Source organism: Prauserella flavalba (assembly GCF_003202235.1).
Taxonomy (GTDB): Bacteria; Actinomycetota; Actinomycetes; order Mycobacteriales; family Pseudonocardiaceae; genus Prauserella_A; species Prauserella_A flavalba.
The window spans coordinates 86,297-111,602 of the sequence record NZ_MASU01000014.1; the positions used below are offsets into that span (position 1 = coordinate 86,297).

Annotated in this window: 22 protein-coding genes and 1 riboswitch; of the genes, 6 read left to right on the forward strand and 16 right to left on the reverse strand. The window is 71.6% G+C overall.

What is annotated here, in order from left to right; translation table 11 throughout:
- The first annotated feature begins 221 nt into the window (after positions 1-221).
- Positions 222-836 carry a hypothetical protein gene (locus BA062_RS31310; protein WP_110342731.1) on the forward strand — a complete coding sequence of 205 codons (615 nt, stop codon included), beginning with the start codon at positions 222-224 and terminating at the stop codon, positions 834-836.
- A gap of 48 nt (positions 837-884) precedes the next feature.
- Here the strand turns inward: BA062_RS31310 and BA062_RS31315 are convergent, their stop codons facing one another.
- The gene (locus BA062_RS31315) at positions 885-2,066 is read right to left on the reverse strand and encodes a PucR family transcriptional regulator (protein ID WP_110342732.1); all 1,182 of its coding nucleotides are present in this window, start codon (positions 2,064-2,066) and stop codon (positions 885-887) included.
- A gap of 321 nt (positions 2,067-2,387) precedes the next feature.
- Between BA062_RS31315 and BA062_RS31320 the strand changes: the two genes are divergently transcribed.
- On the forward strand, positions 2,388-3,590 hold the full coding sequence (locus BA062_RS31320) for a multidrug effflux MFS transporter (protein WP_110342733.1): 1,203 nt from the start codon (positions 2,388-2,390) through the stop codon (positions 3,588-3,590).
- On the opposite strand, the gene BA062_RS31325 is transcribed toward BA062_RS31320, so the two are convergent.
- Positions 3,558-4,781, reverse strand: a complete 1,224-nt coding sequence (locus BA062_RS31325; protein ID WP_110342734.1) for an NAD(P)/FAD-dependent oxidoreductase — start codon at positions 4,779-4,781, stop codon at positions 3,558-3,560. The genes BA062_RS31320 and BA062_RS31325 overlap by 33 nt on opposite strands.
- Before the next feature lie 183 nt (positions 4,782-4,964).
- On the opposite strand from BA062_RS31325, the gene BA062_RS31330 reads away from it, so the two are divergent.
- A complete protein-coding gene (locus BA062_RS31330; RefSeq protein WP_110342898.1) occupies positions 4,965-5,186 on the forward strand; it encodes a hypothetical protein in 222 nt (73 codons plus the stop codon).
- A gap of 56 nt (positions 5,187-5,242) precedes the next feature.
- A complete protein-coding gene (locus BA062_RS31335) occupies positions 5,243-5,905 on the forward strand; it encodes an O-methyltransferase (RefSeq protein WP_110342735.1) in 663 nt (220 codons plus the stop codon).
- A 190-nt stretch (positions 5,906-6,095) separates the two neighbouring features.
- Here the strand turns inward: BA062_RS31335 and BA062_RS31340 are convergent, their stop codons facing one another.
- The 9 genes from BA062_RS31340 to BA062_RS31380 all read right to left on the reverse strand — a co-directional run bounded on the left by BA062_RS31340 (position 6,096) and on the right by BA062_RS31380 (position 16,934).
- The gene (locus tag BA062_RS31340; protein WP_245960095.1) at positions 6,096-6,845 is read right to left on the reverse strand and encodes a FadR/GntR family transcriptional regulator; all 750 of its coding nucleotides are present in this window, start codon (positions 6,843-6,845) and stop codon (positions 6,096-6,098) included.
- 46 nt (positions 6,846-6,891) lie between these two features.
- Positions 6,892-8,163, reverse strand: coding sequence for a serine hydroxymethyltransferase (glyA, locus tag BA062_RS31345; RefSeq protein ID WP_110342736.1), 1,272 nt, complete (start codon positions 8,161-8,163; stop codon positions 6,892-6,894).
- A gap of 7 nt (positions 8,164-8,170) precedes the next feature.
- Entirely contained in the window at positions 8,171-8,545 is a 375-nt protein-coding gene (gcvH, locus tag BA062_RS31350) for a glycine cleavage system protein GcvH (protein WP_110342737.1), read from the reverse strand.
- Positions 8,546-8,578: 33 nt separating this feature from the next.
- Complete coding sequence (gene gcvT / locus BA062_RS31355; RefSeq protein ID WP_110342738.1) at positions 8,579-9,658, reverse strand: glycine cleavage system aminomethyltransferase GcvT; 1,080 nt, start codon at positions 9,656-9,658, stop codon at positions 8,579-8,581.
- 3 nt (positions 9,659-9,661) lie between these two features.
- Entirely contained in the window at positions 9,662-12,490 is a 2,829-nt protein-coding gene (gcvP, locus tag BA062_RS31360) for an aminomethyl-transferring glycine dehydrogenase (RefSeq protein WP_110342739.1), read from the reverse strand.
- Between the two features lie 49 nt (positions 12,491-12,539).
- Positions 12,540-12,639: riboswitch (glycine riboswitch) on the reverse strand.
- A 104-nt stretch (positions 12,640-12,743) separates the two neighbouring features.
- Positions 12,744-13,511: a 3-oxoacyl-ACP reductase gene (locus BA062_RS40340; RefSeq protein ID WP_110342740.1), complete on the reverse strand. Its 768-nt coding sequence runs from the start codon at positions 13,509-13,511 to the stop codon at positions 12,744-12,746.
- Positions 13,512-14,882 (reverse strand): aldehyde dehydrogenase family protein, encoded by a 1,371-nt coding sequence (locus BA062_RS40345; protein ID WP_110342741.1) that lies wholly within the window; start codon positions 14,880-14,882, stop codon positions 13,512-13,514.
- A complete protein-coding gene (locus tag BA062_RS31375) occupies positions 14,879-15,589 on the reverse strand; it encodes a gamma-glutamyl-gamma-aminobutyrate hydrolase family protein (protein ID WP_110342742.1) in 711 nt (236 codons plus the stop codon). The genes BA062_RS40345 and BA062_RS31375 overlap by 4 nt, the downstream gene beginning before the upstream one ends.
- A complete protein-coding gene (locus BA062_RS31380; protein ID WP_245960096.1) occupies positions 15,570-16,934 on the reverse strand; it encodes a glutamine synthetase family protein in 1,365 nt (454 codons plus the stop codon). Before BA062_RS31380 ends, BA062_RS31375 begins: the two co-directional genes overlap by 20 nt.
- A gap of 172 nt (positions 16,935-17,106) precedes the next feature.
- On the opposite strand from BA062_RS31380, the gene eat reads away from it, so the two are divergent.
- Together eat and BA062_RS31390 are read left to right on the forward strand one after the other, a co-directional pair.
- Positions 17,107-18,546, forward strand: a complete 1,440-nt coding sequence (gene eat / locus BA062_RS31385) for an ethanolamine permease (RefSeq protein WP_110342743.1) — start codon at positions 17,107-17,109, stop codon at positions 18,544-18,546.
- A gap of 151 nt (positions 18,547-18,697) precedes the next feature.
- Positions 18,698-19,120 (forward strand): DUF6098 family protein, encoded by a 423-nt coding sequence (locus tag BA062_RS31390; RefSeq protein WP_245960097.1) that lies wholly within the window; start codon positions 18,698-18,700, stop codon positions 19,118-19,120.
- Between the two features lie 7 nt (positions 19,121-19,127).
- Here BA062_RS31390 and BA062_RS31395 read toward each other — a convergent pair whose 3' ends face one another.
- The 5 genes from BA062_RS31395 to BA062_RS31420 all read right to left on the reverse strand — a co-directional run bounded on the left by BA062_RS31395 (position 19,128) and on the right by BA062_RS31420 (position 25,129).
- A complete protein-coding gene (locus BA062_RS31395; RefSeq protein WP_110342744.1) occupies positions 19,128-20,192 on the reverse strand; it encodes an NAD(P)-binding domain-containing protein in 1,065 nt (354 codons plus the stop codon).
- 289 nt (positions 20,193-20,481) lie between these two features.
- Positions 20,482-21,195: an SRPBCC family protein gene (locus BA062_RS31405; protein WP_110342746.1), complete on the reverse strand. Its 714-nt coding sequence runs from the start codon at positions 21,193-21,195 to the stop codon at positions 20,482-20,484.
- A gap of 95 nt (positions 21,196-21,290) precedes the next feature.
- Positions 21,291-22,145, reverse strand: a complete 855-nt coding sequence (locus BA062_RS31410) for an FAD binding domain-containing protein (protein WP_110342747.1) — start codon at positions 22,143-22,145, stop codon at positions 21,291-21,293.
- Positions 22,142-24,583 (reverse strand): xanthine dehydrogenase family protein molybdopterin-binding subunit, encoded by a 2,442-nt coding sequence (locus BA062_RS31415; protein ID WP_110342748.1) that lies wholly within the window; start codon positions 24,581-24,583, stop codon positions 22,142-22,144. The genes BA062_RS31410 and BA062_RS31415 overlap by 4 nt, the downstream gene beginning before the upstream one ends.
- Entirely contained in the window at positions 24,584-25,129 is a 546-nt protein-coding gene (locus BA062_RS31420; protein WP_110342749.1) for a (2Fe-2S)-binding protein, read from the reverse strand.
- Between the last annotated feature and the right edge of the window lie 177 nt (positions 25,130-25,306).

The window sequence follows — 25,306 nt, forward strand, 5'->3', positions numbered from 1 at the left end:
AGTGCCCTCCCCTGGGCGAACTGGGACGCGTCCCTCCAGTCTGCTCCTATTTCGGCGCGCGTGTCGGCGGCGCGGCGGCGGGCACGGGGGAGGCGGGCTCGGCGGCACCCCATCGGGCTAGGCTCGCAACCGGCGATCGCGCGCCGGAAGGTGGCGCGCCTGAGGACGGGAGGCGTCGGTCCGTGCGGCACAACGCGCTGAGGTGGGGGCCAGGGCTCGCGATGCTGCTACTGGTCCTGGCCGCCTGCACCGGCAACGACGAGCCGCCGCGCGCCACGGCACCGGTCACGGCCACGCAGGCGATCGTGACCAACCCGTTCACCGAAACCGGTGAGATCTCGCCGGAGCTGACGATCCTGGAGGACGTGCGGGCGATCTGCTCGCCCTCGGTGGTGGTGGTCGCCAACCCGGTCGCGCGCCGCTGCACCAGCGAGCTGCAGGTGCTGCACGACCCGTGCTTCCTCGGGCCCCCGCAGGTGCCCCAGGTCGCCGTATGCGTGCAGAACCCGGCGCGCAAGGAGGCCGTGCGCCTGACGCTCATCGAGGACAACACGCCCGTGGTTCCCGGCGTCCCGCCCGCCGCCGCGCCGGCGGCGCCCGCGCCGGAGGCGACGCCGTGGTTCATCGAGCTGGCCGACGGCCGCGAATGCGCGCGCGTGATCGGGCTGAAGGGCGACCCGCCGTCGCTGGAGGGTGACCCGCCGACGTACGGCTGCGGTCACGCCGACTTCCTCTACGGGCTGCCCGACGTCGCCGAACCGGTGTGGACGATGCCCAACCGGAAGGGCGCCACGGCGAAGGTGCGCCCCGTCGACGTCCGCACCGCCTGGTACTGAGCCCGCGCCGCCGACCGCAGTGAAGGCCACCTTCACTGCGCCCCGGTGTCAGCGCGCGCCGTCGCGGTGGGCGATCAGGGCGAGCGACAGGGCCAGCGCGGTCCGGTGGTCGTCGAGCGAGTGCCCGAACACGGCCTCCAGCCTGCGCAGCCGGTTGAGCACGGTGTTGCGGTGGCAGTAGAGCCGCGCGGCCGTGGCCGCCGCGGAGCGGTTGGTCTCCAGCCAGGCCGCGAGCGTCTCGAGCAGCACGTCACGCTCGTTCCCCGGCAGCCGCAACAGCGGACCCAGCACGCCCGCACGGAGCCGCCGCGCCAGCTCGGGTGAGCGGGCGACGAGCGCCTCGGGCAGCCGCTCGTCGAGCACGGCGAGCCCGGCCGCTCCGGACGGGAGCGTGCGCAGCGCCAGCAGCGCCAGGTCGTGCGCGACGCCGATCTCCGCGAGCCCCTGGACCTCCGGACTCACGCCCACGCGGGCCCGCGCCCCTCCGCGCAGCAGCCCCAGCACGCAGCCCACGGCGCGGCGTTCGAGGGCCACCAGGCCGACCGTGTGCCGGTCCCTCGGTTCCCAGACCGACCGGATCCCGTAACCGGCAAGGGTGTCCTGCGGCATGGCGAGCCCGGGCGTGCCGTCGGCGGCCGAGTCGGCCACGAACACCACGTAGGCGCCGTCGGGGGGAAGGCCCAGCTCGGCGGCGGCCTGCGCGGCGAAGCCGGCCTCCCGGCCACGGCCGCGCAGCAGGTCGCCGACCAGCGACTGCCGCCGGTGGTCGTCGAGCCTGCGCAGCTGCAGCTCGGTGTCGCGGTAGGCGCGCGCGACGACGGACGACGCCTCGTCCACCACCGTCCACAAGGTGGTCGCGAGGTCGAGCAGCCGGTCGCGGTCGATGTCGTCGCTCTCCTTCCCGATCCGCACGAGCCCCCGCCACAGGACGCGCCCGCCGAGCCGGAACGAACGCAGCACGGAGTCCAGCGGCACCCGCTGCTCGGCCCTGCGCGAGCCGGTGACGGCCGCCGCGTCGTAGGCGTCCTCGCCCCGGGGAACCGTGTCGCCGAGCAGTTGCAGCACGCGCTCCAGGTTGGCGCGGCACGACCTGTGCAGCTCGGCGAGTGTGACCAGCGCGGCGTCGTGGTAGCCGGGGTTCTCCGCGAGGATGTCGGCGACGAGCTCGTCAGCGAGCTGGTCGAGCCGGCCGACGAGGGCTCGCGCCAGCTGCTCGGCGAGATCGGCCACGCGGACTCCTCGGTTCGGCATCGCAACGGGCCATCGACGATAGGACACCTCGCCGGGCGGCCGCCCCCGCCACGGTCAGAAGGCCACCGGCACGTCAGCCCATTCATCGAGAACCATCGCGCGCCTCCTCGCCGGGGTCGTTCGCTCGAGGTGCCCCCACGGGTCCAAACGTGCTAGACAATGAACCCGAGGTTTCATTAACTCAATAGGCTGAACGGAGTATCTCGGCCTCCCCCGGAATATTTAGTACCGGCACGCAAGTTCTTTACTCCCGTGAGCGCGAGCACGGACGTCGAACAGCCAGTGACCTCCCCGAAACGAATGCGCACCGCACGCTACGCGCTCGTGCTCGGCGGGCTCACCGCGTTCGGCCCGCTGTCGATCGACATGTACCTGCCCGCGCTGCCCGCGATGGCGCGGGACCTGCACGCCGGCGACGCCACGCTGCAGCTGACGCTCGCCGCGTTCGTGCTCGGCGTCGGCGCGGGTCAGCTCGTGCTCGGCCCGCTGTCCGACGCGTTCGGCAGGCGCAAACCGCTGCTCGCCGGCGTCGCGCTGTTCGTCGTCGGGTCCCTGTTGTGCGTGGTGAGTCCCTCGGTGGAGCTGCTGATCGCGGCCAGGGTCCTCCAGGCGTTCGGCGCCTCGGCCGGCATGGTGATCGCCCGCGCGGCCGTGCGCGACCTGTTCTCCGGCATCGCGATGGCCCGGTTCTTCTCGATGCTCATGCTGGTCACCGGGCTCGCCCCGATCCTCGCGCCCGTGCTCGGCGGGCAGCTGCTCTCGCTGACGTCGTGGCGGGGCATCTTCGGAGCGCTGGCCGCGTTCGGCGCGCTGCTGCTCATCGTCGCCGCGTTCGCCCTGCCCGAGACGCTGCCCGCGCACCGGCGCAGGCCCGCGAGACCCGCGAGCGTGCTGCGCGGCTACCTGAGCCTGCTGCGCGACCGCGTCTTCGTCGGCTACGCGCTCGGTCTCGGGCTGTCGTTCGCCGCGATGTTCACCTACATCTCGGCGTCGTCGTTCGTGCTCCAGGGCGCCTATGGCCTCAGCCCGCAGCAGTACAGCCTCGTCTTCGGCGGCGGCGCCGTCGGGCTCGTGCTGGCGAGCCAGGTCAACGGCAGGCTCGTCGGCCGGTTCCGCCAGCACACGCTGCTCGTCACCGGGCTGCTGGCCGGCACCGTGGGCGCGCTCGCGATGGTCGTCGCCTCACTGTCCGGGCTCGGGCTGGGCGGGGTGCTGCCGCCGCTGTTCGTCGCGGTCGCCGGTGCCGGGTTCGTGATGCCCAACGCGACGTCGCTCGCGCTCGCCGACCACCCGGAGCTGGCCGGGTCGGCGTCGGCCCTGCTGGGCGTGCTGCAGTTCACCGTCGGCGGGCTGACCTCGCCCCTCGCCGGGCTCGCCGGCGGGGACTCGGCACTGCCGATGGCGCTGCTCATGGCCGCACTCGCCGGGCTGGGTCTGCTCAGCGTCGGCACGCTCGCCCGGCGGCGTGGCTCAGACCAGCTCGCCGAGGTCGGCGTCGCGTAGCCGCCCTGCCGACACGGCGACGCGGCCGTCGACGAGCTTCTGCAGCTCGTCGCCGTAGTCCCACACGTTCACGTTCATCGCCGCGGTCACCTGCCCGTCGCGCAGCCAGAACGCGATGAACTCACGGCTCGCGAGGTCGCCGCGCACCACCAGCTCGTCGGTGGCGGGGTCGGCGATGCCGCGGTACTCGCAGCCGAGGTCGTACTGGTCCGTGAAGAAGTACGGGCTGCGCAGGTACGGCTCGTTCTCGCCGACCAGGTTCGCGGCGACGTGCGCGCCCTGGTTCTTGGCGTTGGCCCAGTGCTCGACGCGGATCCGGTGGCCGTAGCGCGGGTGGAAGTGGGAGGCGATGTCGCCCGCGGCGTAGATGTCGGGCGCCGCCGTGCGCAGTCCCGCGTCGACCGCGACCCCGCGGTCGCCGGTCAGCTCGAGCCCCGCCGTCTCGGCCAGCTCCACCCTCGGCGCCACGCCCACCGCGAGGAGCACCACGTCCGCGGGCAGTTCCGTGCCGTCGCCCAGCCGCACGCCGCGCACACCGTCGGCGTCGCCGGTCAGCTCGGCGAGCGTCGCACCGAGGCGCCAGTTCACGCCGTGCTCGGTGTGCAGGTCACGGAACACCGTCGCCACCTCGTCGCCCAGCACCGTGCGCAGGGGCAGCGTGACCTGGTCGACCACCGTCACCTCGGCGTCGTGCTTGCGTGCCGCGGCCGCGGCCTCGGTGCCGATCCAGCCCGCGCCGATGATCACCACCCGCGCGGCGTCCTGAAAGGCCGAGCGCAGGGAGAGCGCGTCGTCGAGGGTCCGCAGCGTGCGCACCCCGGGCAGGTCCACGCCCGGCACGGGCAGCGAACGCGGGCGCGATCCGGTGGCCAGCAGCAGCCGGTCGTACCGGTGCTCACCGCCCTCGGCGTCGAACACGATCCGCTCCCCCGGGTCGACGCGCGTGGCCGTGACGCCGCCGCGCAGGTCGATGTCGTGCTCGGCGTAGAACTTCTCCTCGCGCACCCAGTCGGGCTCGTCGGTGTCACCCAGCAGGAGCCCCTTGGACAACGGCGGTAACTCGTACGGGCGATGGGTCTCCGAACCCAGCACGAGCACCTCACCCGCGTAGCCGCGTTCCCGTAGCCGGGCCGCGGCCGTGGCACCCGCGAGTCCACTACCGACGATGACGATGCGCTTGGGCTCGGACATCCCTGTTCCCTCCCCGATGGAAGCCGTGACGTGGGCCACTCGACGCTACACCCGCGGCGCGTAACACCGGAGCCTGAAAAACGGATATGTCAGTTTCGCGGTTTTCGCGTCATGGTCGCGGGGCACGCCCGTCGCACAGTCGCACGCACGAAGAACACCGGGACGAGACGAGAGGCGATCGACGTGGCGGTGCGGGATGAATGGGCGATCTCCTGCCGGGACCTGGCAGGCAGGAAACGGGAGCTGACCGTCTTCGTCAGCAGCGAGCGGGTGGTGCTCGTCGCACCACCGGGTGAGGCCGCCGTCCTCGCCCCGCTGGACGTCGGGCGCCTGCGCGCCGCACTGCGTGACGCGGTGGTCCAGGTGGCGCGCTCCGGCGAGGAACCCGAGACCGAAGACGAGTGACCAGCGCGTTCCACTGTGGACGCTCAAGGCGTGCCCCGGTCCCCTAGGCTCGCCCCATGACGCAGGAAATCTGGGACGCGGTGGACGGCTACTTCAGTGCGCGCCTCGCCCCGCCCGACCCCGTACTCGACGACGCGCTCCGTGCCTGTGACGCCGCCGGACTCCCGCCCATCGCCGTCGCCCCCAACCAGGGCAAGTTCCTCTACCTCCTCGCCCGCATCGCCCGCGCCCGCTCGGTGCTGGAGATCGGCACGCTGGGCGGCTACAGCACCATGTGGCTCGCCAGGGCCCTGCCGGCCGGCGGCAAGATCGTCACCCTTGAGGTCGACCCGGCGCACGCGGAGGTCGCGCGCCGCAACTTCGCGAACGCCGGGCTTTCCGAGGTCGTCGATCTGCGGGTCGGCCGCGCGCTCGACACCCTGCCTCAGCTCCAGGGTGAGGCGCCCTTCGACCTCGTGTTCGTCGACGCCGACAAGCCCAGCAACCCGGAGTACTTCCGGTGGGCGCTGGAGCTGACCAGGCCCGGCAGCGTGATCGTGATCGACAACGTGGTGCGTGGCGGCGCCGTCGCCGACGAGCGCAGCGAGGACCCGTCCGTGCGCGGTACCCAGCACATGACCGAGCTGATCGCCGCGGAGCCGCGCGTGGACGCCACCGCACTGCAGACCGTCGGCGTCAAGGGCTACGACGGCCTGGCCATAGCCCTGGTCACCGGCTGACGCCCGCGAGTCGTGCGCTCAAGACCGCGAGTCGTGCGCCCAGGACCGCGAGTCGTGCGCCCAGGACCGCGAGTCGTGCGCTCAGGACGGCGAGTTGTGCGTTCCGGCGCCGGAGAGCGACCCGGAACGCACAACTCGGCGTCGGGAACGCACGACTCGCGAACGGGAACGCACGACTCGCGAACCGGAGTCACTCCAGGAAGCCGCGCAGCAGCGACGCGGTGCCCTCCACGTGCTCGGCCATCGCGCCGCGCGCGGCGGCCGGGTCACCGGCCAGGATGGCGTCGACGATCGCCTCGTGCTGGGCGTTGGAGTGCTCCAGGTTGGGCTCCAGGAGCGGGATCTCGTCGAGCAGCTGGTTCACGCGCATGCGCACGTCGGCGAGCGCGGAGGTCAGCGACGCCGAGCCGGTGACCTCCGCGATCGCCAGGTGCAGGCGCGAGTCGCGGCGCCGGTAGTCGTCGATGCTGGTGGTGCACGCCTCGGCGAGCGTGCCCGTGAGATGCCGCCGGTCGGCGGGCGAGAGCGAGCGCGCCGCCGCCAGCTCCGCCGCGCCGGTTTCCAGGACGTGCCGCAGCGCGAGGGTGTCCTCCAGCGCGCCAGGGTCCCGCTCGCGCGTCGGCGAAGGGGGCACGGGCAGGACCTCGTTGACGAACGTGCCGCCGTAGCGGCCGCGCCGCGACTCCACGTACCCGGCGTCGGCGAGTGCCCTGATCGCCTCGCGCAGGGTCACCCTGCTGACACCCAGCCGTTCGGCCAGCTCACGCTCGGCCGGCAGGCGCTCGCCCGCGCCCACCACCCCGAGCCGCACCGCCTGCAGCAGCCGCTCGACGGTCTCCTCGAAGGCGTTGCCGGCCCGCACGGGGCGGAACAGCGCCTCGCCGGCGCTGATCCCGCCCTCGGCACCGTGGGCGACGTCCCTGCCGGGCTGAGCGCTCACGGTGCCTCCTCGCGGTGTTCTTCCTCCCCGCGAGTGTAGGGCGGACTCAGCCCTTGTCCGCGTACAGCGGGTGCTTCTCGGCCAGCACGTCCACGCGTGCCCGCAGGTCCCGCTGGGCCGCCTCGTCGAAGTCGGGGCGCAGCGCCAGCGCGATCACGTCGGCGACCTCGGTGAAGTCGTCGGCGCCGAAGCCTCGCGTCGCCAGTGCCGGCGTTCCGATCCGCAGGCCTGAGGTGACCATCGGCGGGCGCGGGTCGAACGGCACCGCGTTGCGGTTGACGGTGATCCCGATCGAGTGCAGCCGGTCCTCGGCCTGCTTGCCATCCAATGTGGACTCGACGAGGTCGACAAGCACGAGGTGCACGTCGGTTCCTCCGGTGAGCACGCGAACCCCGGCGTCGGAACAATCCGGCTGGGACAGTCGCTCGGCGAGGATACGGGCGCCCTCCAGCACGCGCTGCTGCCGCTCGCGGAACTCCTCGCTCGCGGCGATCTTCAGCGCCACGGCCTTGCCCGCGATCACGTGCTCGAGCGGGCCGCCCTGCTGGCCGGGGAACACCGCCGAGTTGATCTTCTTGGCGTACTCGGCGCGGCTGAGGACGATACCGCCGCGCGGGCCGCCGAGCGTCTTGTGCGTCGTGGTGGTCACCACGTCGGCGTGCGGCACCGGGCTCGGGTGCAGGCCGGCGGCGACCAGGCCGGCGAAGTGGGCCATGTCCACCATCAGCTTGGCGTCCACGGAGTCGGCGATGCGCCGGAACTCGGCGAAGTCGAGCTGCCGGGGGTACGCGGACCAGCCCGCGATGATCAGCTTCGGCTTGTGCTCGGCGGCCAGGCGCTCGACCTCGGCCATGTCGACGAGACCGGTCTCCTTGTCGACATGGTAGGCGACCACGTTGTAGAGCTTGCCGGAGAAGTTGAGCTTCATGCCGTGGGTCAGGTGCCCGCCGTGCGCGAGGTCCAGCCCGAGGATCGTGTCACCGGGCTGCAGGAGCGCGACCATCGCGGCGGCGTTGGCCTGCGCGCCGGAGTGCGGCTGGACGTTGGCGTGCTCGGCGCCGAACAGCTCCTTGGCCCGCTCGATGGCCAGCGTCTCGATCACGTCGACGTGCTCGCACCCGCCGTAGTACCGCTTGCCGGGGTAGCCCTCGGCGTACTTGTTGGTGAGCACGGAGCCCTGCGCCTCCAGCACGCCGGCGGGCGCGAAGTTCTCCGAGGCGATCATCTCCAGCGTCGACTGCTGGCGGTGCAGCTCGGCGGCGACGGCCGCGGCCACCTCCGGGTCTACAGTGGACAGATCGGCGTCGAACGAGCTCATGTCTTCCTCAGTCCTCCTGGGTCAGTGCGGCGTAGGCGGCGGCGTCCAGCAGCTCGGGCAGGTCCGCAGTCCGCACGCGGAACAGCCAGCCCTGATCGTACGGGTCGGCGTTGACGGCCTCGGGACCGTCGACGACGGACTGGTTGATCTCCGTCACCTCACCGCTGACGGGCGAGAACAGCTCGCTGACCGACTTCGTCGACTCGATCTCGCCGCAGGACTCGCCCGCGGTCACGGCGTCGCCCACCTCGGGCAGCTGCACGAAGACGACGTCGCCGAGCGACTCGGCGGCGAACGCGGTGACGCCCACGGTCGCGACGTCACCGTCGAGGCGGACCCACTCGTGTTCCTTGGTGTAGCTGAGGTTCTCGGGAATGCGCATGACGACCTTTCGGGGGAAGGAAGAAAGAAAGACTCAGGAGCGCCGGTAGAACGGCAGCGGGACGACCTCGACGGGCTCTTCCCGCCCGCGCACGTCCGCGGACAGGGCCGTGCCCGGCTCGGCGTGGGCGGGCAGTACGTAAGCCATCGCGATGGGGTAGCCGAGCGTCGGCGACAGGGCGCCGCTGGTGATCTCGCCCACGTCCTCGCCGTCGGCGAGCAGCCGGTAGCCGTGCCGGGGTGCGCGACGGCCGCTGCCCTTGAGGCCCACGAGCACGCGGTCCGGGTCGCGGCGCGTGTCCAGCGCGGCCCTGCCGACGAAGTCGCCGGGCTTGTCGAACTTCACCACGCGGCCGAGGCCGGCGTGGAAGGGGGTCAGCTCGGTGCTCAGCTCGTTGCCGTACAACGGCATTCCGGCTTCCAGCCGCAGCGTGTCGCGGCACGCGAGACCCGCGGGCAGCAGCCCGTGCGGCTCGCCCGCCTCGGTGAGCACGCGCCACACGGCGGCGGCGCGCTCGCCCGGCACATACAGCTCGAAGCCGTCCTCGCCGGTGTAACCGGTGCGGGCCAGCAGCACGTCCTGCCCGCCGACCACGGCGGGCGTGCTGGCGTAGTACTTCAGCGAGGAGAGGTCCGCGTCGGTGAGCTTGCCGACGATGTCGACGGCGGCGGGACCCTGCACCGCGATGAGCGACGTCTCGGCGGAGCGGTCGGTCACCTCGGCGTCGAAGCCGCCTGCCCGCGCGGTCAGCTCGGCCGAGACGACGGCGGCGTTGCCCGCGTTGGCCACCACGAGGTAGTGCTCGTCGGCGAGCCGGTACACCACCAGGTCGTCGAGCACGCCGCCCTCGGCGTTGCACATCATCGTGTAGCGGGCGCGGCCGGGCCTCACGGCGGAGAGCCTGCCGACGAACGCGTAGTCGAGCGCGTCGCCTGCCTGCGGGCCGGTCACCTCGATCTCACCCATGTGGGAGAGGTCGAACAGCCCGGCCGCCTCACGGACGGCGCGGTGCTCGGCCAGCTCGCTGGAGTAACGCACGGGCATCGACCAGCCCGCGAAGTCGGTGAAGGAGGCGCCGAGTCCGGTGTGGACCTCGTGCAGTGCGGTCTTCATGTATCAGCCCTCGTAGGAAGAGATCGGCGGGCACGAGCACACCAGGTTGCGGTCGCCGTAGGCGCCCTCGATGCGCCGCACCGGCGACCAGTACTTGCCCTTGGCCGCGGTCTTGCCCGGGTACACCGCGAGCGACCGATCGTAGGGCAGGTCCCACTCCCCGGCGAGTTGCTCGGCGGTGTGCGGCGCGCCGCGCAGCGGGCTGCGCTCCACCGGCCAGCGGCCCGCGGCGACCTCGTCGATCTCGCGGCGGATGGAGATCATCGCGTCGCAGAAGCGGTCGATCTCGGCGAGATCCTCGCTCTCCGTCGGCTCCACCATCAGCGTGCCCGCGACGGGGAACGACATCGTGGGCGCGTGGAAGCCGTAGTCGATGAGCCGCTTCGCGACGTCCTCCACGGTCACGCCGGTCTGCTTGGTCAGCGGGCGCAGGTCGAGGATGCATTCGTGGGCGACGAGCCCGTTCTGTCCCGTGTAGAGCACCGGGTAGTGCGGGGCGAGCCGCGCGGCGACGTAGTTGGCGGCGAGCACGGCGACCTGCGTCGCGCTGGTGAGCCCCTGCGCGCCCATCATGCGCACGTAGGCCCACGAGATCGGCAGGATCGACGCGGAGCCGTACGGCGCGGCCGAGATCGGCCCCACCCCGGTCTCCGGGCCCGCGGCGGGCAGCAGCGGGTGGTTGGGCAGGTACGGCGCGAGGTGCGCGCGCACGGCGACCGGGCCGACGCCGGGTCCGCCGCCGCCGTGCGGGATGCAGAACGTCTTGTGCAGGTTCAGGTGCGAGACGTCGCCGCCGAACTCGCCGGGCTTCGCCAGGCCGAGCAGCGCGTTGAGGTTCGCGCCGTCGACGTACACCTGGCCACCGGCCTCGTGGACGATGCGGGACAGCTCGGAGATGTCGGTCTCGTACACCCCGTGCGTGGACGGGTAGGTGACCATGATGGCCGAGAGCGTGTCGCGGTGCTTGTCCACTTTGGAACGCAGGTCGTCGAGGTCGACATCGCCCTGGTCGGTGCAGGCGACCACGACCACGCGCATCCCGGCGAGCACCGCCGACGCCGCGTTGGTGCCGTGCGCCGACGACGGGATGAGGCACACGTCGCGCTCGGGCTGCCCGGCAGCGCGGTGGTAGGCGCGGATCGCGAGCAGGCCTGCCAGCTCGCCCTGGCTGCCCGCGTTGGGCTGCAGCGAGACGCTGTCGTAGCCGGTGACCTCGCACAGCCAGCGCGAGAGCTGGCCGACGAGCTCGTGGTAGCCCTCGGCGTCCTCGGCCGGGGCGAACGGGTGCAGGCCCGCGAACTCCGGCCAGGTGATCGGCTCCATCTCGGTGGTGGCGTTGAGCTTCATCGTGCACGAACCGAGCGGGATCATGCCCCGGTCGAGCGCGTAGTCGGAGTCGGCGAGCCCGCGCAGGTAACGCAGCATCGCGGTCTCCGAGCGGTGGGTGTGGAACACCTCGTGCGTCAGGTACTCGCTCGTGCGCGAGAGGCCCTCGGGCAGCGCGCTGCCGCCCTGCACGGTCCCCTCGGCACCGAAAGCCCGCAGGACCTCGTCGAGCACCGCGGGCGTGGTGGTCTCGTCGACGGCGACCCGCACGTGGTCGTCACCGTCCCGGCCGAGGTTGATCCCGGCCTCGCGGGCGGCGGCCACCACCGACGCCGCCCGGCCCGGCACGCGCGCGAGCACGGTGTCGAAGAAGTGCTCGTGCACGACGTCGATCCGGGCGCCGCGCAGCGCGGCGGCGAGCCCTGCGGCGTGGCCGTGCACGCGCTCGGCGATGCGCTTGAGGCCGTCGGGGCCGTGGTAGACCGCGTACATCGAGGCGATCACGGCGAGCAGGACCTGCGCGGTGCAGATGTTGCTCGTGGCCTTCTCGCGGCGGATGTGCTGTTCCCGCGTCTGGAGGGCGAGCCGGTAGGCGGGCGCGCCGCCCGCGTCGATGGACACGCCGACGAGGCGGCCGGGCAGCGAGCGCTCCAGTCCGGAGCGCACCACGAGGTAGCCGGCGTGCGGGCCGCCGTAGCCGAGCGGCACGCCGAAGCGCTGGGTGTTGCCCGCCGCGAGGTCGGCGCCGAACTCACCGGGAGGGGTCAACAGCGTGAGCCCCAGCAGGTCGGCGGCCACGCAGTACAGCGCACCGGCGGCCTTCGCGGCCTCGCCGATGCCGGTGTAGAAACCCGGCTCGCGCAGCACGCCCGAGGCGCCCGGGTACTGCACGACCACGCCGAAGAACTCCTCGGGCAGGCCCTGGGTGAGATCGCGGACGTCCACCTCGATGCCGACGGCCTCGGCCCGCGTGCGCACCACGGCGATCGTCTGCGGCAGACACTCGGCGTCCAGCACGACGACCTGCGACTTCGCCTTCGACGCGCGGCGCATGAGCATCATGGCCTCGGCGACGGCGGTCGACTCGTCGAGCATCGAGGCGTTCGCGGTGGTCAGGCCGGTGAGGTCGGCGACCATGGTCTGGAAGTTCAGCAGGGCCTCGAGCCTGCCCTGCGAGATCTCCGGCTGGTACGGCGTGTACGCCGTGTACCAGGCGGGGTTCTCCAGCACGTTGCGCCGGATGACGGCGGGGGTGATCGTGTCGTGGTAGCCGAGGCCGATGAGCTGCGTCATCGGGCGGTTGCGGGCCGCGAGGGCACGCAGTTCGGCGATGGCCTCCTCCTCGGAGGCGGCGGGCGGGAGGTCCAGTTCTCCCGAGGTGCGGATGGCCGAGGGTACGGCCGCCGCGACGAGTGCGGGGAGGCTGCCGTACCCGCATTCGGCCAGCATCTTGGCCTGCTCGGGCTCACCGGGGCCGATGTGCCGGGCGGCGAAGGTCGACGACATGAGGAGCTCCTTGTCTCGCGCACGGTTGGGATACCCGTCCCGTGCTGGGAACTCCCCCTCTGTCATGGCACCTGAGAGTTTCACCGCACGTGAGCACGGCTTTCACCTTGGGTGAGGCTTACGAGAGCCTGCTTTCCAGAGTGGCCTCACCATGGGCGGTAGCGGTACCTGAGAGATTGTGGGGAGTTTGCTCCTTCGGTGCCCCGTCGCACGGGGGCTCTCCCGCCCTGGCTCGAACAGCCTCGATATGGACTTATAGGGGAGTAACGTACGCGCCCGAGATGCCACCGTCCACCAGGAACTGCGACGCAGTGATGAACGACGCGTCGTCGCTCGCGAGGAAGGCCACCGCGGCGGCGATCTCCTCCGGCTCCGCGAACCGCCCCATCGGCACGTGCACGAGCCGCCGGGCCGCCCGCTCGGGGTCCTTCGCGAACAGCTCCGTCAACAGGGGCGTGTTGACCGGACCGGGGCACAGCGCGTTGACCCGGATGCCCTCGCGCGCGAACTGCACACCCAGCTCGCGGCTCATCGACAGCACCCCGCCCTTGGACGCGGTGTAGGAGATCTGCGAGGTCGCCGCGCCCATCACCGCCACGAACGACGCGGTGTTGATGATCGAGCCCTTTCCCGCCCGCCGCATGTGCGGGATCGCGTACTTGCAGCACAGGTACACCGAGGTCAGGTTGACCTCCTGGACCTTGCGCCACGCCTCCAGCCCGGTGGTGAGGATCGAGTCGTCCTCGGGCGGCGAGATGCCGGCGTTGTTGAACGCGATGTCCACCGAGCCGAACCGGTCTGCCGCGGCCTGGAACAGCGCCTCGACCTCGCTCTCCACCGTGACGTCGGCCTGTACGAACTCGCCGCCGACCTCCTCGGCGGCCGCCTTGCCGGTGGCGACGTCCACGTCGCCGATGACGATCCGCGCGCCCTCGCTCGCCATGCGCTTCGCCGACGCGAGCCCGATGCCGCTGCCACCACCGGTGACCACGGCGACCCTGCCCTCCAGCCGCTGAGACATCTACTGCTCCTCCGTGCTGATGAAAACGTTCTTCACCTCGGTGAACGCCTCGACGGCGTCCGGACCCAGCTCCCGGCCGAGGCCGGACTGCTTGAACCCGCCGAACGGCGTCCAGTACCGCACCGACGCGTGCGAGTTGACCGAGAGGTTGCCTGCTTCGACGCCGCGGGAGACCCGCAGCGCGCGCCCCACGTCGCGGGTCCAGATGGAGCCGGAGAGCCCGTAGGCGGTGTCGTTGGCCATCGCGACGGCCTCGGCCTCGTCGGCGAACGGCACCACGGCGACGATCGGTCCGAAGATCTCGTCGGTCACCAGCGGGTCGGTCGCTGATCTCGGCGTGACCACGGTGGGCGGGAACCAGTACCCGGCACCGTCGGGCGCGCTGCCGCGGAAGGCGACGTTCGCGTCGTCGGGCAGGTACGCGCGGACCCGCTCGCGGTGCTCCGCCGAGATCAACGGACCCATCTCGGTCGACTCGTGCGAGGGATCGCCCACCACGACGCCCTTGACGGCGGGTTCGAGCAGCTCCAGGAACCGGTCGTACACCGAGGCCTGCACGAGGATGCGCGAGCGGGCGCAGCAGTCCTGGCCGGCGTTGTCGAATACGCCGTAGGGCGCGGTCGCGGCCGCACGCTCCAGGTCGGCGTCGGCGAAGACGATGTTGGCGTTCTTGCCGCCCAGCTCCAGGGTCACGCGTTTGACCTGCGCCGCACAGCCCGCCATGATCCGCCTGCCGACCTCGGTGGACCCGGTGAAGACCACCTTGCGCACCAGCGGGTGCTCCACGAACCGCTGCCCCACCACACCGCCCTTGCCGGGCAGTACCTGGAAGACGTCCTCGGGGATGCCGGCCTCGCGGGCCAGCTCCGCCAGCCGCAGGGCCGTGAGCGGGGTGAGCTCTGCGGGCTTGAGCACCACGGTGTTGCCGGCCGCGAGCGCGGGCGCGAAGCCCCAGCCCGCGATCGGCATCGGGAAGTTCCACGGCACGATCACGCCCACCACGCCGAGCGGCTCGGCGAACGTGACGTTCACGCCGCCCGGCACCGGGATCTGCTTGCCGATGAGGCGCTCGGGCGCGGCGGCGTAGTAGTGCAGGACGTCGCGGACGTTGCCCGCCTCCCAGCGTGCGTTGCCGATGGTGTGCCCGGAGTTGGCGACCTCCAGCCGGGCCAGGTTCTCGACGTCGGCGTCCACAGCGTCGGCGAAGCGGCGCAGCAGCCTCGCCCGGTCGCCGGGCGCGACGGCCCGCCAGGCAGGCAGGGCCGCGTGCGCGCGCTCGATCGCCGCGTCGGTCCGCTCGGCCGAGGTCAGCTCCACCTCGCGGAGCACCCGCTCCGTCGCGGGGTTGCGCACCTCGAACGTCTGCGTCATGCCTTCGCCGCCTCCCTCACCAGCGCGGTGAACAGCCTCAGCTCCTTGGCGTCTTGTTCCGGATGCCACTGCACGCCGACCACGAAGCGCTCCCCCGGCAACTCGACGGCCTCCACGGTCCCGTCGCCCGCCCAGCCGACCGCCCGCAGGCCCGGCGCGAGCACGTCGACGGCCTGGTGGTGGTAGCACTGGCACGTGGTCTCCTCGCCGAGGATCCCGGCGACCCTGCTCCCCGGCTCCAGCGTCACGACCGTGCTGCCGTAGACGCCCGGCGAGGGCTGGTGGTCGCTCGCGCCGATGCGCTCGGGCAGGTGCTGGGCGAGTGTGCCGCCGAGCGCGACGTTGAGCACCTGCAGGCCCCGGCACACGGCGAGCACGGGAATGCCGCGGTCCAGTGCCGCGCGCAGCATCGCCAGCTCGGCGGCGTCGCGCTCGGGGCGGGACACCGTCGCGGGATGTGCCGTGGCGCCGTAGTTGCCGGGGTCCACGTCGGCGCCCCCGGCGAGCACGAGCCCGTCCACGGCGGCCACCGCGCGCTCGTGGCCCTCGCCCACCGGTGGCAGCAGCACGGGCACCCCACCGGCCCTGACCACACAGTCCACATAGGTCCGCGGCAGCAGCGCGGCCTCGGTGTCCCACACGCCCCAGGCCGCGCGCTCGGAGTAGGTGGAGATGCCGATGACGGGGTCAGAGCCGCTCGAAGCCACGGAGGCGCTCCCAGTCGGTCACCGCCGCGTCGTAGGCGGCCTGCTCGATGCGGGCGGCGTTGAGGTAGTGCTCCACCACGTCGTCGCCGAACGCCGCGCGGGCGATCTTGCTGTCGCCGAGCAGTTCCGCGGCGTCGCGCAGGGTCGTGGGCACGGTCGGCCTGTCGCTGTCGTAGGCGTTGCCGTGGAACTCGGGCTCCAGCGGCAGCTCGTTCTCGATCCCGTGCAACCCGGCCGCGACGAGCGCGGCGACCGCGAGGTAGGGGTTGACGTCGCCGCCGGGTACCCGGTTCTCCACGCGCAGCGAGTCGCCGTGGCCCACCACGCGCAGCGCGCACGTGCGGTTGTCGGTGCCCCACGCGACCGCCGTCGGCGCGAAGCTGCCACGCACGTACCGCTTGTAGGAGTTGATGTTGGGCGCGAAGAAGTACGTCAGCTCCCGCAGGCACGCGAGCTGCCCGGCGAGGAAGTGCTCCATCAGCGGGGAGAAACCGCCCGGCCCGGCCCCGGCGAGCACCGGCTCGCCGTCGGCCGAGCGCAGGCTGATGTGGATGTGGCAGGAGTTGCCCTCGCGCTCGTTGTACTTCGCCATGAACGTGAGGCTCTTGCCCTCCTGCGCGGCGATCTCCTTGGAGCCGGTCTTGTAGATGCTGTGGTTGTCGCACGTGGACAGTGCCTCGGCGAAGCGGAACGCGATCTCATGCTGGCCCGGGTTGCACTCGCCCTTGGCCGACTCCACGTACAGTCCCGCCCCGCTCATGGCGTTGCGGATGCGCCGCAGCAACGGTTCCACGCGCGCCGTGCCGAGCATCGAGTAGTCCACGTTGTACTGGTTGGCGGGCCGCAGCTCGCGGTAGCCGCTCTGCCAGGCGCTCTCGTAGGAGTCGTCGAAGACGATGAACTCCAGCTCCGTGCCGACGTACGCGGTGAGCCCGCGCTCGGCGAGCCTCGCCAGCTGGCGGCGCAGGATCTGCCTCGGCGAGACGGTGACGTCGCCGCCCCCGACCCATTCGACGTCGCACAGCACCATCGCGGTGCCTTCGTGCCAGGGCACGAGCCGCAGAGTCGCGAGGTCGGGCCGCAGCACGCAGTCGCCATAGCCGCGCTCCCACGAGGAGATCGCGAAGCCGTCCACCGTGTTCATGTCGACGTCCACGGCGAGCAGGTAGTTGCACGCCTCGGTGGCGTGGTCCACGACCTCGTTGAGGAAGTACCGCGCGGCGCAGCGTTTGCCCTGCAGCCGGCCCTGCATGTCGGTCATCGCCACCAGCACGGTGTCGACCGTGCCCGCGTCGACGAGTGCGCGGAGGGTGTCGAGGGTGAGCATGCCGTCGCTGTTGCCCATCGAAACACCTTCCCGCACGGCCGGAATGAACTCAAAGGCTCAAAAACGATCCATTGAAGCATTCCTACTGGGTGGCCGGATCTCGCGTCAACCCTTGACAACTCTACCGGCCTGCACCACCCTCAGCACACTCAAAGGACTGGCGAAGTACCCATTGCCGAGGAGCCTGGTTATGGCCAAGCACGTGGAGTACAGCGAGGTTGACGAGAACTACCTGAAGGAACGCCAGCTCAAACGGGGCGCCGCGGGCTGGCTGCTGCTCGCGGGACTCGGCGTGTCGTACGTGATCTCCGGTGACTTCGCGGGCTGGAACTTCGGCCTCGACGAGGGCGGCTGGGGCGGGCTGCTCATCGCGACCGTCCTCATGGCCGTGATGTACAGCTGCATGGTGTTCGGCCTCGCCGAGATGTCCTCGGCCATGCCCGTGGCCGGAGCGGGCTACGGCTTCGCGCGCAGGGCGCTCGGCCCGCTCGGTGGCTTCGCCACGGGCGTCGCGATCCTCATCGAGTACGCGATCGCGCCCGCCGCGATCGCGGTGTTCATCGGCGGCTACATCGAGACGCTCGGCCTGTTCGGGCTCACCAGCAGCTGGCCGGTCTTCCTCGCCTGCTACGTGATCTTCATCGGCATCCACCTCTACGGCGTGGGCGAGGCGCTGCGGCTGATGTTCGCGATCACCGCCGTGGCGGTGCTCGCGCTCGCCGCGTTCGTCATCGGCATGATCCCGAAGTTCTCCGTCGACAAGCTGTTCGACATCGTGCCCGACGACGCTGCGGCCGGGGCGAGCGAGTTCCTGCCGTTCGGCTTCGCCGGCGCAATGGCCGCACTTGTGTACGGTATCTGGTTCTTCCTCGCGATCGAGGGCGTCCCGCTCGCGGCCGAGGAGGCGCGCGACCCGGAGCGCGACATGCCGCGCGGCATCATCGCGGGCATGGCCGTGCTCGTGGTGTTCGCGGCACTGATCCTGCTCATCGCACCCGGGGCGGCCGGGTCGAGCGCCATCGCGACGTCCGACAACCCGCTGCCGGAGGCCGTGCGCGCGGCGTACGGCGGGGACAACGCGCTGGCCCAGGTGATCAACTACGTCGGCCTCGCCGGGCTCGTCGCCAGCTTCTTCTCGATCATCTACGCGTACTCGCGGCAGCTGTTCGCGCTCTCGCGGGCCGGGTACCTGCCGCGCTGGCTCTCGCGCACGGGCAGGCGCAAGACGCCGTACCTCGCGCTGCTCGTGCCGGGCACGATCGGCTTCGTGCTGGCCGCCGCCACACAGGACGGCGCGCTGCTGATCAACATCGCCGTGTTCGGCGCGACGGTGTCGTACGTGCTGCTGAACCTCTCCCACATCGTGCTGCGAGTGCGGGAACCGGACCTGGAGCGGCCCTACCGCACGCCGGGCGGCGTGGTGACCACGGGGATCGCGCTGGTGCTCGCCGTCGCCGCCGTGATCGCGACGTTCCTGGTGGACAAGGTCGCGGCGGCCATCACCGCCGCCATCTTCGTGGCGGCCGTCGGGTACTTCTGGTTCTACAGCAGGCACCGGCTGGTCGCGGCCGCGCCCGAGGAGGAGTTCGCCGTGATCGCGAGCGCCGAACACGAACTCGACCGGGAGTAGCCGCACCGCCCGCAGCCACCGACCGCAGCCACCGACCGCAGTGAAGGCCACCTTCACTGCGTTGAACGCAGGCATGGTGGCCTTCACTGCGGTCAGGTGTGCCCGACCTGGCGAGGGGTTTGGCTGGAGCGCCGCAGGGAAATCGGGCGGCATGCCCTCGGAGATGTTCACCGTGCACACCCTGCGGGAGCTGAGCGAGCTCGTCGGGCTCGGCGTGGCGCCCTATCTGCGCTACTCCCCCGGCCCGGAGTCGGACGCCTCGCACCCGAGCACCGACCACGAGAGCGGGCTGCTCATGCCGGGCGTGTCAGTGAACCCGCTCGCCGCGCCCGAGTGGTGGAGCCTGCCGCTGGAGGACTGGCTCGCCCGGCGCGTCTGCCAGTACCTGCGGGAGCTGCGCGAGGGCGCGCGGCCGTGGGTGCTCGACGGGAAGCAGGTGGACTTCGGTCCCGACAACGAACCGCTCCTGGTGGATCTCCAGCCGGTCGCGTGGATCAGTCCCGACCTGCTGGAGGAGGCGCGCGAGCGCTACCACGCGCGGCTGGACGCCGGGGCGGCGACGCACGAGGCGTGACCCGCGGTCAGCCGAGCGTGTCCAGCAGCTCCCGCACGGCGGTGCGGCCCGCGCGGTTGGCGCCGACGGTGCTCGCGGAAGGCCCGTAGCCGACGAGGTGCAGGCGCGGCTCGTCCACCGCCCGCGTGCCGTCCATGCGAATGCCCCCACCCGGCGTACGCAGGCGCAGCGGCGCGAGGTGGTCGAGGGCGGCGCGAAAGCCCGTGGCCCACAGGATCACGTCGGCCCGCTGCGTGGTGCCGTCGGCCCACTGCACGCCGTGCGGGGTGATGCGCTCGAACATGGGCTTGCGGTCGAGGATGCCTGCGTCGCGGGCCGCCCGGACCTCGGCTGTCAGGGGCAGGCCGGTGACGCTGACGACGCTGCGCGGTGGCTTGCCCTCGCGGACCCGCTCGTCCACCTTCGCGACGACGGACCGGCCGTACTCGGGGGTGAACTCGTGCTCGTGGAAGACGGGCGGCCTGCGTGTCACCCACGTGGTGCCCGCAGCGACCGGGGCGATCTCGAGCAGCTGCTGGACAGCGGAGGTGCCGCCGCCGACCACGACGACGTGCTTGCCGCGGAACTCGGCGGCACCGGTGTAGTCGGCGGTGTGCAACTGCCTGCCGAGGAAGGTCTCCTGGCCCGGGTAGTACGGCCAGAACGGGCGGTCCCACGTGCCGGTGGCGTTGATCAGCCACCGGGCGGCCCACGACTCGGTGACGCTCTCGACGAGGAACCGGCCGTCGGCGCCGCGGCTGACGGAACGCACGTCCACGGGACGGTGAACGGGCAGGTCGAAGGTGCGTTCGTACCGGTCGAAGTAGGCGGACACCACCTCGGAGGCGGGCTTGTCGCGGTCGGCGGGCGTGTCGCCGAGCGCGAGGCCGGGCAGGTCGTGGATGCCGTGAACCTTGTCGAGCTTCAGCGAGGGCCAGCGGTACTGCCACGCGCCGCCCGCGCGCTTGCCGTGGTCGAGGACCACGAACCCACTCTCGTTGGCGAGCCCGGCCCTGCGCAGGTAGAAGGCGGCCGAGAGCCCGGCCTGCCCCGCGCCGATGACGGCGACGTCCGTCTCGTGATCAGCCCGCATACCGGGTACAACCGCCACCCCGGCCGAGCCCTTCCCCGGCCGCGAGTGGCCCACCCCACGCGAGTCGTGCACTCCCGACCGCGAGTCGTGCACTCCCGACCGCGAGTCGTGCACTCCCGACCGCGAGTCGTGCACTCCCGACGGCGAGTCGTGCACTCCGGAACGCGGGTCCCTGTCCCCGTTCCGCCTTGCGCACTCGCGAACGCACAACTCGCCGTTCCGAACGCACGACTCGCGAGCAGGAACGCACGACTCGCGAGCCTGAGCGCACGACTCGCGGACCGGGGCGTCAGCGGCGGCGGAGCGCCCTCACGATGGCGACCACGCCGAGCAGCGCGGCGAGACCGGCGAGCACGGGGGCGAGCCGCTTGGCCACCGAGGCGCCCGCGTAGTCGAAAAGGTCGATCGCCTCGGCCTCCTTGGCCGGCTTGACGGCCTCGAGCTTCGGCTTCTCGGCGTCGGCGGCGGTCGCCGCCGCACCGGCTCCGCTCGCGGCCGCCGAGGACGTGTCGGCGGGCTTCTCGCCCGCCGGCGCCTGGCCCGGGGTGGTGTCCTCGCCCTTGGCGCCGAGCTCCTCGGCGAGGTTGCCCGCGAAGGTGTCGAGGATCTTGCCGCCGACCTCGGAGATCATGCCGCGGCCGAACTGGGCCGGGCGGCCGGTGACGTTCAGGTCGGTGGCGACGGCTCCCTTGGTGGTGTCGCCTTCGGCCGCGAGCGTCACGGTGACCGTGGCGGCCGCGGTACCCGCACCCCGCGCGTCCTTGCCGGACGCCTTGATCTTGATCTGCCGGGCGCCCTCGTCCTTCTCCAGGAACTCACCGGAACCCTTGTAAAGCAACGAGACCGGGCCCAGCTTGACCTTCACCGTGCCCTTGAACGTGTCGCCCTCCACGGACGTGAGCGTGGCTCCCGGCATGCAGGGCGCGACCCGTTCCGGATCCAGCACCGCCTTCCACACCTCGTCGATGGGCGCCGGGACGGTGAACTCGTGGTCGAGCCGCACGGGCCGACCTCCTTCCTGAGTCGCGAACAAGCTGCCCCCAAGGGCACCTTAGTTGCGTTGAACGCAACTAAGGTGCCCTTGGGGGCCGGAGAACTTCAGCCTGCCATGGCCGCGGAGATCGCGCGGCCCGTGAGGACGCGGGCGAGGTGCTGCCGGTACTCGACGTCGGCGTTGGCGTCGACGGTCGGGTTGGTGCCCTCGGCCGCGTGCTCGGCGGCGGCGCGGATCGCCTCGGCGGTGGCCGGCTGCCCGACCAGCGCCTCCTCGACGCCGCGGGCCCGCACCGGCACCGCCGACATGTTCGTCAGCGCCACCCGGGCCTCGGCGATGGTGTCACCGTCGGTGCGCACCGTCGCCGCGACGGCGACCATCGACCACGCCTGCGCGACGCGGTTGAACTTCTCGTAGTGCGCGGGCCAGCCCGTGTGCTTCGGCACCCGGACCTCGACGAGGATCTCGTCCGGCGCCAGCGACGTCGTGAAGAAGTCCTCGAAGAAGTCGGCCGCCGCAACCGTGCGCCTGCCGTCCATGCCCTGGATGACCATCTCGCAGTCCAGCGCGAGCGCCGGGGCGAGCAGGTCACCCGCCGGGTCGGCGTGCGCGATGGAACCGCCGAACGTGCCACGGTGCCGCACCTGCGGGTCGGCCACCGTGTCGGTGGCCCGCGCGAGCAGCGCCGCGTGCTCGGCGATGAGCGAGTCCCGCTGCACGTCGTAGTGCGTGGTCATGGACCCGATCACGAGGTGGTCGCCCTCCTCGCGCACGCCGCGCAGCTCGGCGATCTTGCCGAGATCGATGATCTTCGTCGGAGCGGCGAGCCGGACGCGCAGCACCGGAAGCAGGCTCTGCCCGCCCGCGAGGACCTTGGCGTCCTCGCCCGCGTCGGCGAGCGCCCGGACCGCGTCGTCCACAGTGGACGGCGCGACGTAGTCGAACGGAGCGGGAATCACTGAGCACCTCCGTGTGCCGCGTCGATCGAACCGAGACCGCCCCCGGCCTCGGCACCGGGTCCGCCCGCGGCCTTCTCGCCTGTGCGGATCGCCTGCCACACCCGCATGGGGCTGAGTGGCATCTCGATGTCGTTCACCCCGAAGTGGCGCACGGCGTCGACCACGGCGTTCACCACGGCCGGGGTCGAGGCGATCGTGCCCGCCTCGCCGACGCCCTTGACACCGAGCGGGTTGGTGGTCGACGGCGTCTCGGTGCGGTCGGTGGTGAACGACGGCAGGTCGGCCGCCGAGGGCAGCAGGTAGTCGGCGAACGTGCCCGACGTGAGCGTGCCGCTCTCGTCGTACACGGCCTCCTCGTACAGCGCCTGCGCGATGCCCTGGGCGAGCCCGCCGTGCATCTGGCCTTCCACGATGATCGGGTTGACCACCTTGCCGACGTCGTCCACGCAGACGTACGAGCGAATGCGCACCCGCCCGGTCTCGGTGTCCACCTCGGTGGCGCACAGGTGCGTGCCGTGCGGGAACGAGAAGTTCTCCGGGTCGTACACGGCCTCGGAGTCGAGCGTCGGCTCGACCCCCTCCGGCAGGTCGTGCGCGGCGAACACCGCGAGCGCGATGTCCCCGATGCCGGTGGAGCGGTCGGTGCCCTTCACCGTGAACTTCCCGCCGCTGAACTCGAGGTCGTCCTCCGAGCACTCCATCATGTGCGCGGCGACCTTGCGAGCCTTATCGATGACCTTCTCCGCCGCCTTCACCACGGCGATGCCGCCGACGGCCAGCGACCGGGAGCCGTAGGTGTCGAGGCCCTTGTGCGACGACTGCGTGTCGCCGTGCAGCACCTCGACGTCCTCGAACGGCACGCCCAGCTGGTCGGCCACGATCTGGCTCCACGCCGTCTCGTGTCCCTGCCCGTGTGCCGAGGCACCCGTGATCACCTCGACCTTGCCGGTCGGCAGCATGCGGATCGCCGCGTGCTCCCAGCCGCCCGCACCGTAGTCGAGCGAGCCGAGCACCCGCGACGGCGCGAGGCCGCACATCTCGGTGAACGTCGAGATGCCGATGCCGAGCTGCACGGGGTCATTGCGCTCACGGCGCTCCCGCTGCTCCTGACGCAGTGCCTCGTACCCGAACAGCTCCATGGCCTTCTGGGTGGCGGCCTCGTAGTTGCCCGAGTCGTAGGTCAGCGTGGAGACCGTGGTGTACGGGAACTCCTCGTGCTTGATCCAGTTCTTCTCGCGCAGCTCCATCGGGTCCATGCCCAGCTCGGCAGCCAGCTCGTCCATCATCCGCTCGATGGCGAACGTGGCCTCCGGCCGCCCGGCACCCCGGTAGGCATCGGTGAGCGTGGTGTTGGTGAACACGTTGGTGCACGCGAAGTGGTAGGCGGGGATCTTGTAGATCGCGTTGAACATGAACGCGCCGAGGATCGGCACGCCCGGCCCGACGAGGCCGAGGTAGGCGCCCATGTCGGCGAGCAGCTCGACCTTGAGCCCGGTGACCGTGCCGTCGCGGTTGGCCGCGATGGTCAGGTCCTGGATCTGGTCCCGGCCGTGGTGCGCGGCGACCATCGTCTCCGAGCGCGACTCGGTCCACTTGACCGGCTTGCCGAGCTTCTGCGCCACGAGAAGGCACATGATCTCCTCGGGCAGCACGGCGATCTTGCCGCCGAACCCGCCGCCGACGTCCGGCGCGATCACGCGGACCTTGTGCTCGGGCAGGCCGAGCGTCAGCGCCGACATCGTCTTGAGAATGTGCGGGATCTGGGTCGCCGACCACATGGTGAGCTGCGCGGCGGTCGGGTCGACCATGCACGCGCGCGGCTCCATGAACGCCGGGACGAGCCGCTGCTGGCGGAACCGCCGCTTGACGACCACCTCGGCGTCGGAGATCGCCTGCTCCACGTTGCCGCCGGAGCCCGCCTCGCCGGAGTCGAACACCCACAGCGCGTTGCGGTTGGTGCCGAGCTCCTCGTGCACGAGCGGAGCGCCCTCGGCGAGCGCGTTCTCCAGCCCGAGCACCACGGGCAGGTCCTCGTACTCGACGTCGATCTCGGCGAGCGCGTCCTGGGCCTCGCCCGCACTACGGGCCACGACCACGGCGACGCCCTCACCGGCGAAGTTCACCGTGCCCTGCGCGAGAACCGGCCTGCGCGGCGACTTCATGTCCGGCGTGACCGGCCACGCGCACGGCATGCCGATCTTGCCCTCGGGGTCCAGGTCGTCGCCGGTGTAGACGGCGAGCACGCCCGGCATCTCCTTGGCGGCGGAGGTGTCGATGCTGACGATCTTGGCGTGCGCGACGGTGCTGCGCAGCACCGCGAGGTGAACCAGGCCGGGCAACGTCAGGTTGTCGGTCCAGCGGGTGCGGCCGGTGATGAGCCGCTCGTCCTCCTTGCGAAGCCGGCCCTTGCCGACCTCCGGTTCGATGGTGGCGGTCATCTACTCGCCACCCCCTCCGACGCTCGAGGCGGTCCTGCTGCCGGTATCGGCACCTGCCACGCGCTCGGCCTCCGGACCCGCGCCGGGGCGCATGTGGTGTGCCGCGTCACGCACGGCCTTCACGATGTTCTGGTAGCCGGTGCACCGGCACAGGTTGCCTTCAAGGCCCTCCCTGACCGCGTGCTCGTCAGGGTCGGGGTTGTCGGCGAGCAGGTCGATCGACTGCATGATCATGCCCGGGGTGCAGAAGCCGCACTGCAACGCGTGGTTGTCGTGGAAAGCCTGCTGCACGGGGTGGAGCTGACCGTCGCGGGCGAGGCCCTCGATCGTGGTGACCTCACTGCCGTCGGCCTGCACGGCCAGCACGGAGCAGGACTTGACGCTGTGCCCGTCGAGATGCACGGTGCAGGCTCCACAGTTACTGGTGTCGCAACCAACCACCGTGCCGACCTTTCCGAGCCGTTCGCGCAGGTAATGCACGAGCAGCGTGCGAGGCTCGACGTCGTCGGTGTAGCTGGTGCCGTCGACTGTGACGGTGATGCGCATTGGGCCTCCTGTGGTGGCTCGGCCCGCCAGGCGGGCCGCTGGGGAACGGCCTGAGCCGATCACCGTCGCCGGTGATCGGCCTCACAGGGCGAGCCTGCTACTTTCGGCCCAATGGGACAACCCCCCGTCTGGAGAGGGAACCCGGCTCGATCCGCATCTGCGGCGCGACGTCCATGA

Excerpts from the sequence above, each read along its gene's own strand:
- BA062_RS31310 (WP_110342731.1), top strand. The coding sequence starts at position 222 with ATGCTGCTACTGGTCCTGGCCGCCTGCACCGGCAACGACGAGCCGCCG.
- BA062_RS31320 (WP_110342733.1), top strand. The coding sequence starts at position 2,388 with ATGCGCACCGCACGCTACGCGCTCGTGCTCGGCGGGCTCACCGCGTTC.
- BA062_RS31325 (WP_110342734.1), bottom strand. The coding sequence starts at position 4,781 with ATGTCCGAGCCCAAGCGCATCGTCATCGTCGGTAGTGGACTCGCGGGT.
- BA062_RS31335 (WP_110342735.1), top strand. The coding sequence starts at position 5,243 with ATGACGCAGGAAATCTGGGACGCGGTGGACGGCTACTTCAGTGCGCGC.
- glyA (WP_110342736.1), bottom strand. The coding sequence starts at position 8,163 with ATGAGCTCGTTCGACGCCGATCTGTCCACTGTAGACCCGGAGGTGGCC.
- gcvH (WP_110342737.1), bottom strand. The coding sequence starts at position 8,545 with ATGCGCATTCCCGAGAACCTCAGCTACACCAAGGAACACGAGTGGGTC.
- gcvT (WP_110342738.1), bottom strand. The coding sequence starts at position 9,658 with ATGAAGACCGCACTGCACGAGGTCCACACCGGACTCGGCGCCTCCTTC.
- gcvP (WP_110342739.1), bottom strand. The coding sequence starts at position 12,490 with ATGTCGTCGACCTTCGCCGCCCGGCACATCGGCCCCGGTGAGCCCGAG.
- BA062_RS40340 (WP_110342740.1), bottom strand. The coding sequence starts at position 13,511 with ATGTCTCAGCGGCTGGAGGGCAGGGTCGCCGTGGTCACCGGTGGTGGC.
- BA062_RS40345 (WP_110342741.1), bottom strand. The coding sequence starts at position 14,882 with ATGACGCAGACGTTCGAGGTGCGCAACCCCGCGACGGAGCGGGTGCTC.
- BA062_RS31380 (WP_245960096.1), bottom strand. The coding sequence starts at position 16,934 with ATGGGCAACAGCGACGGCATGCTCACCCTCGACACCCTCCGCGCACTC.
- eat (WP_110342743.1), top strand. The coding sequence starts at position 17,107 with ATGGCCAAGCACGTGGAGTACAGCGAGGTTGACGAGAACTACCTGAAG.
- BA062_RS31390 (WP_245960097.1), top strand. The coding sequence starts at position 18,698 with ATGCCCTCGGAGATGTTCACCGTGCACACCCTGCGGGAGCTGAGCGAG.
- BA062_RS31395 (WP_110342744.1), bottom strand. The coding sequence starts at position 20,192 with ATGCGGGCTGATCACGAGACGGACGTCGCCGTCATCGGCGCGGGGCAG.
- BA062_RS31415 (WP_110342748.1), bottom strand. The coding sequence starts at position 24,583 with ATGACCGCCACCATCGAACCGGAGGTCGGCAAGGGCCGGCTTCGCAAG.
- BA062_RS31420 (WP_110342749.1), bottom strand. The coding sequence starts at position 25,129 with ATGCGCATCACCGTCACAGTCGACGGCACCAGCTACACCGACGACGTC.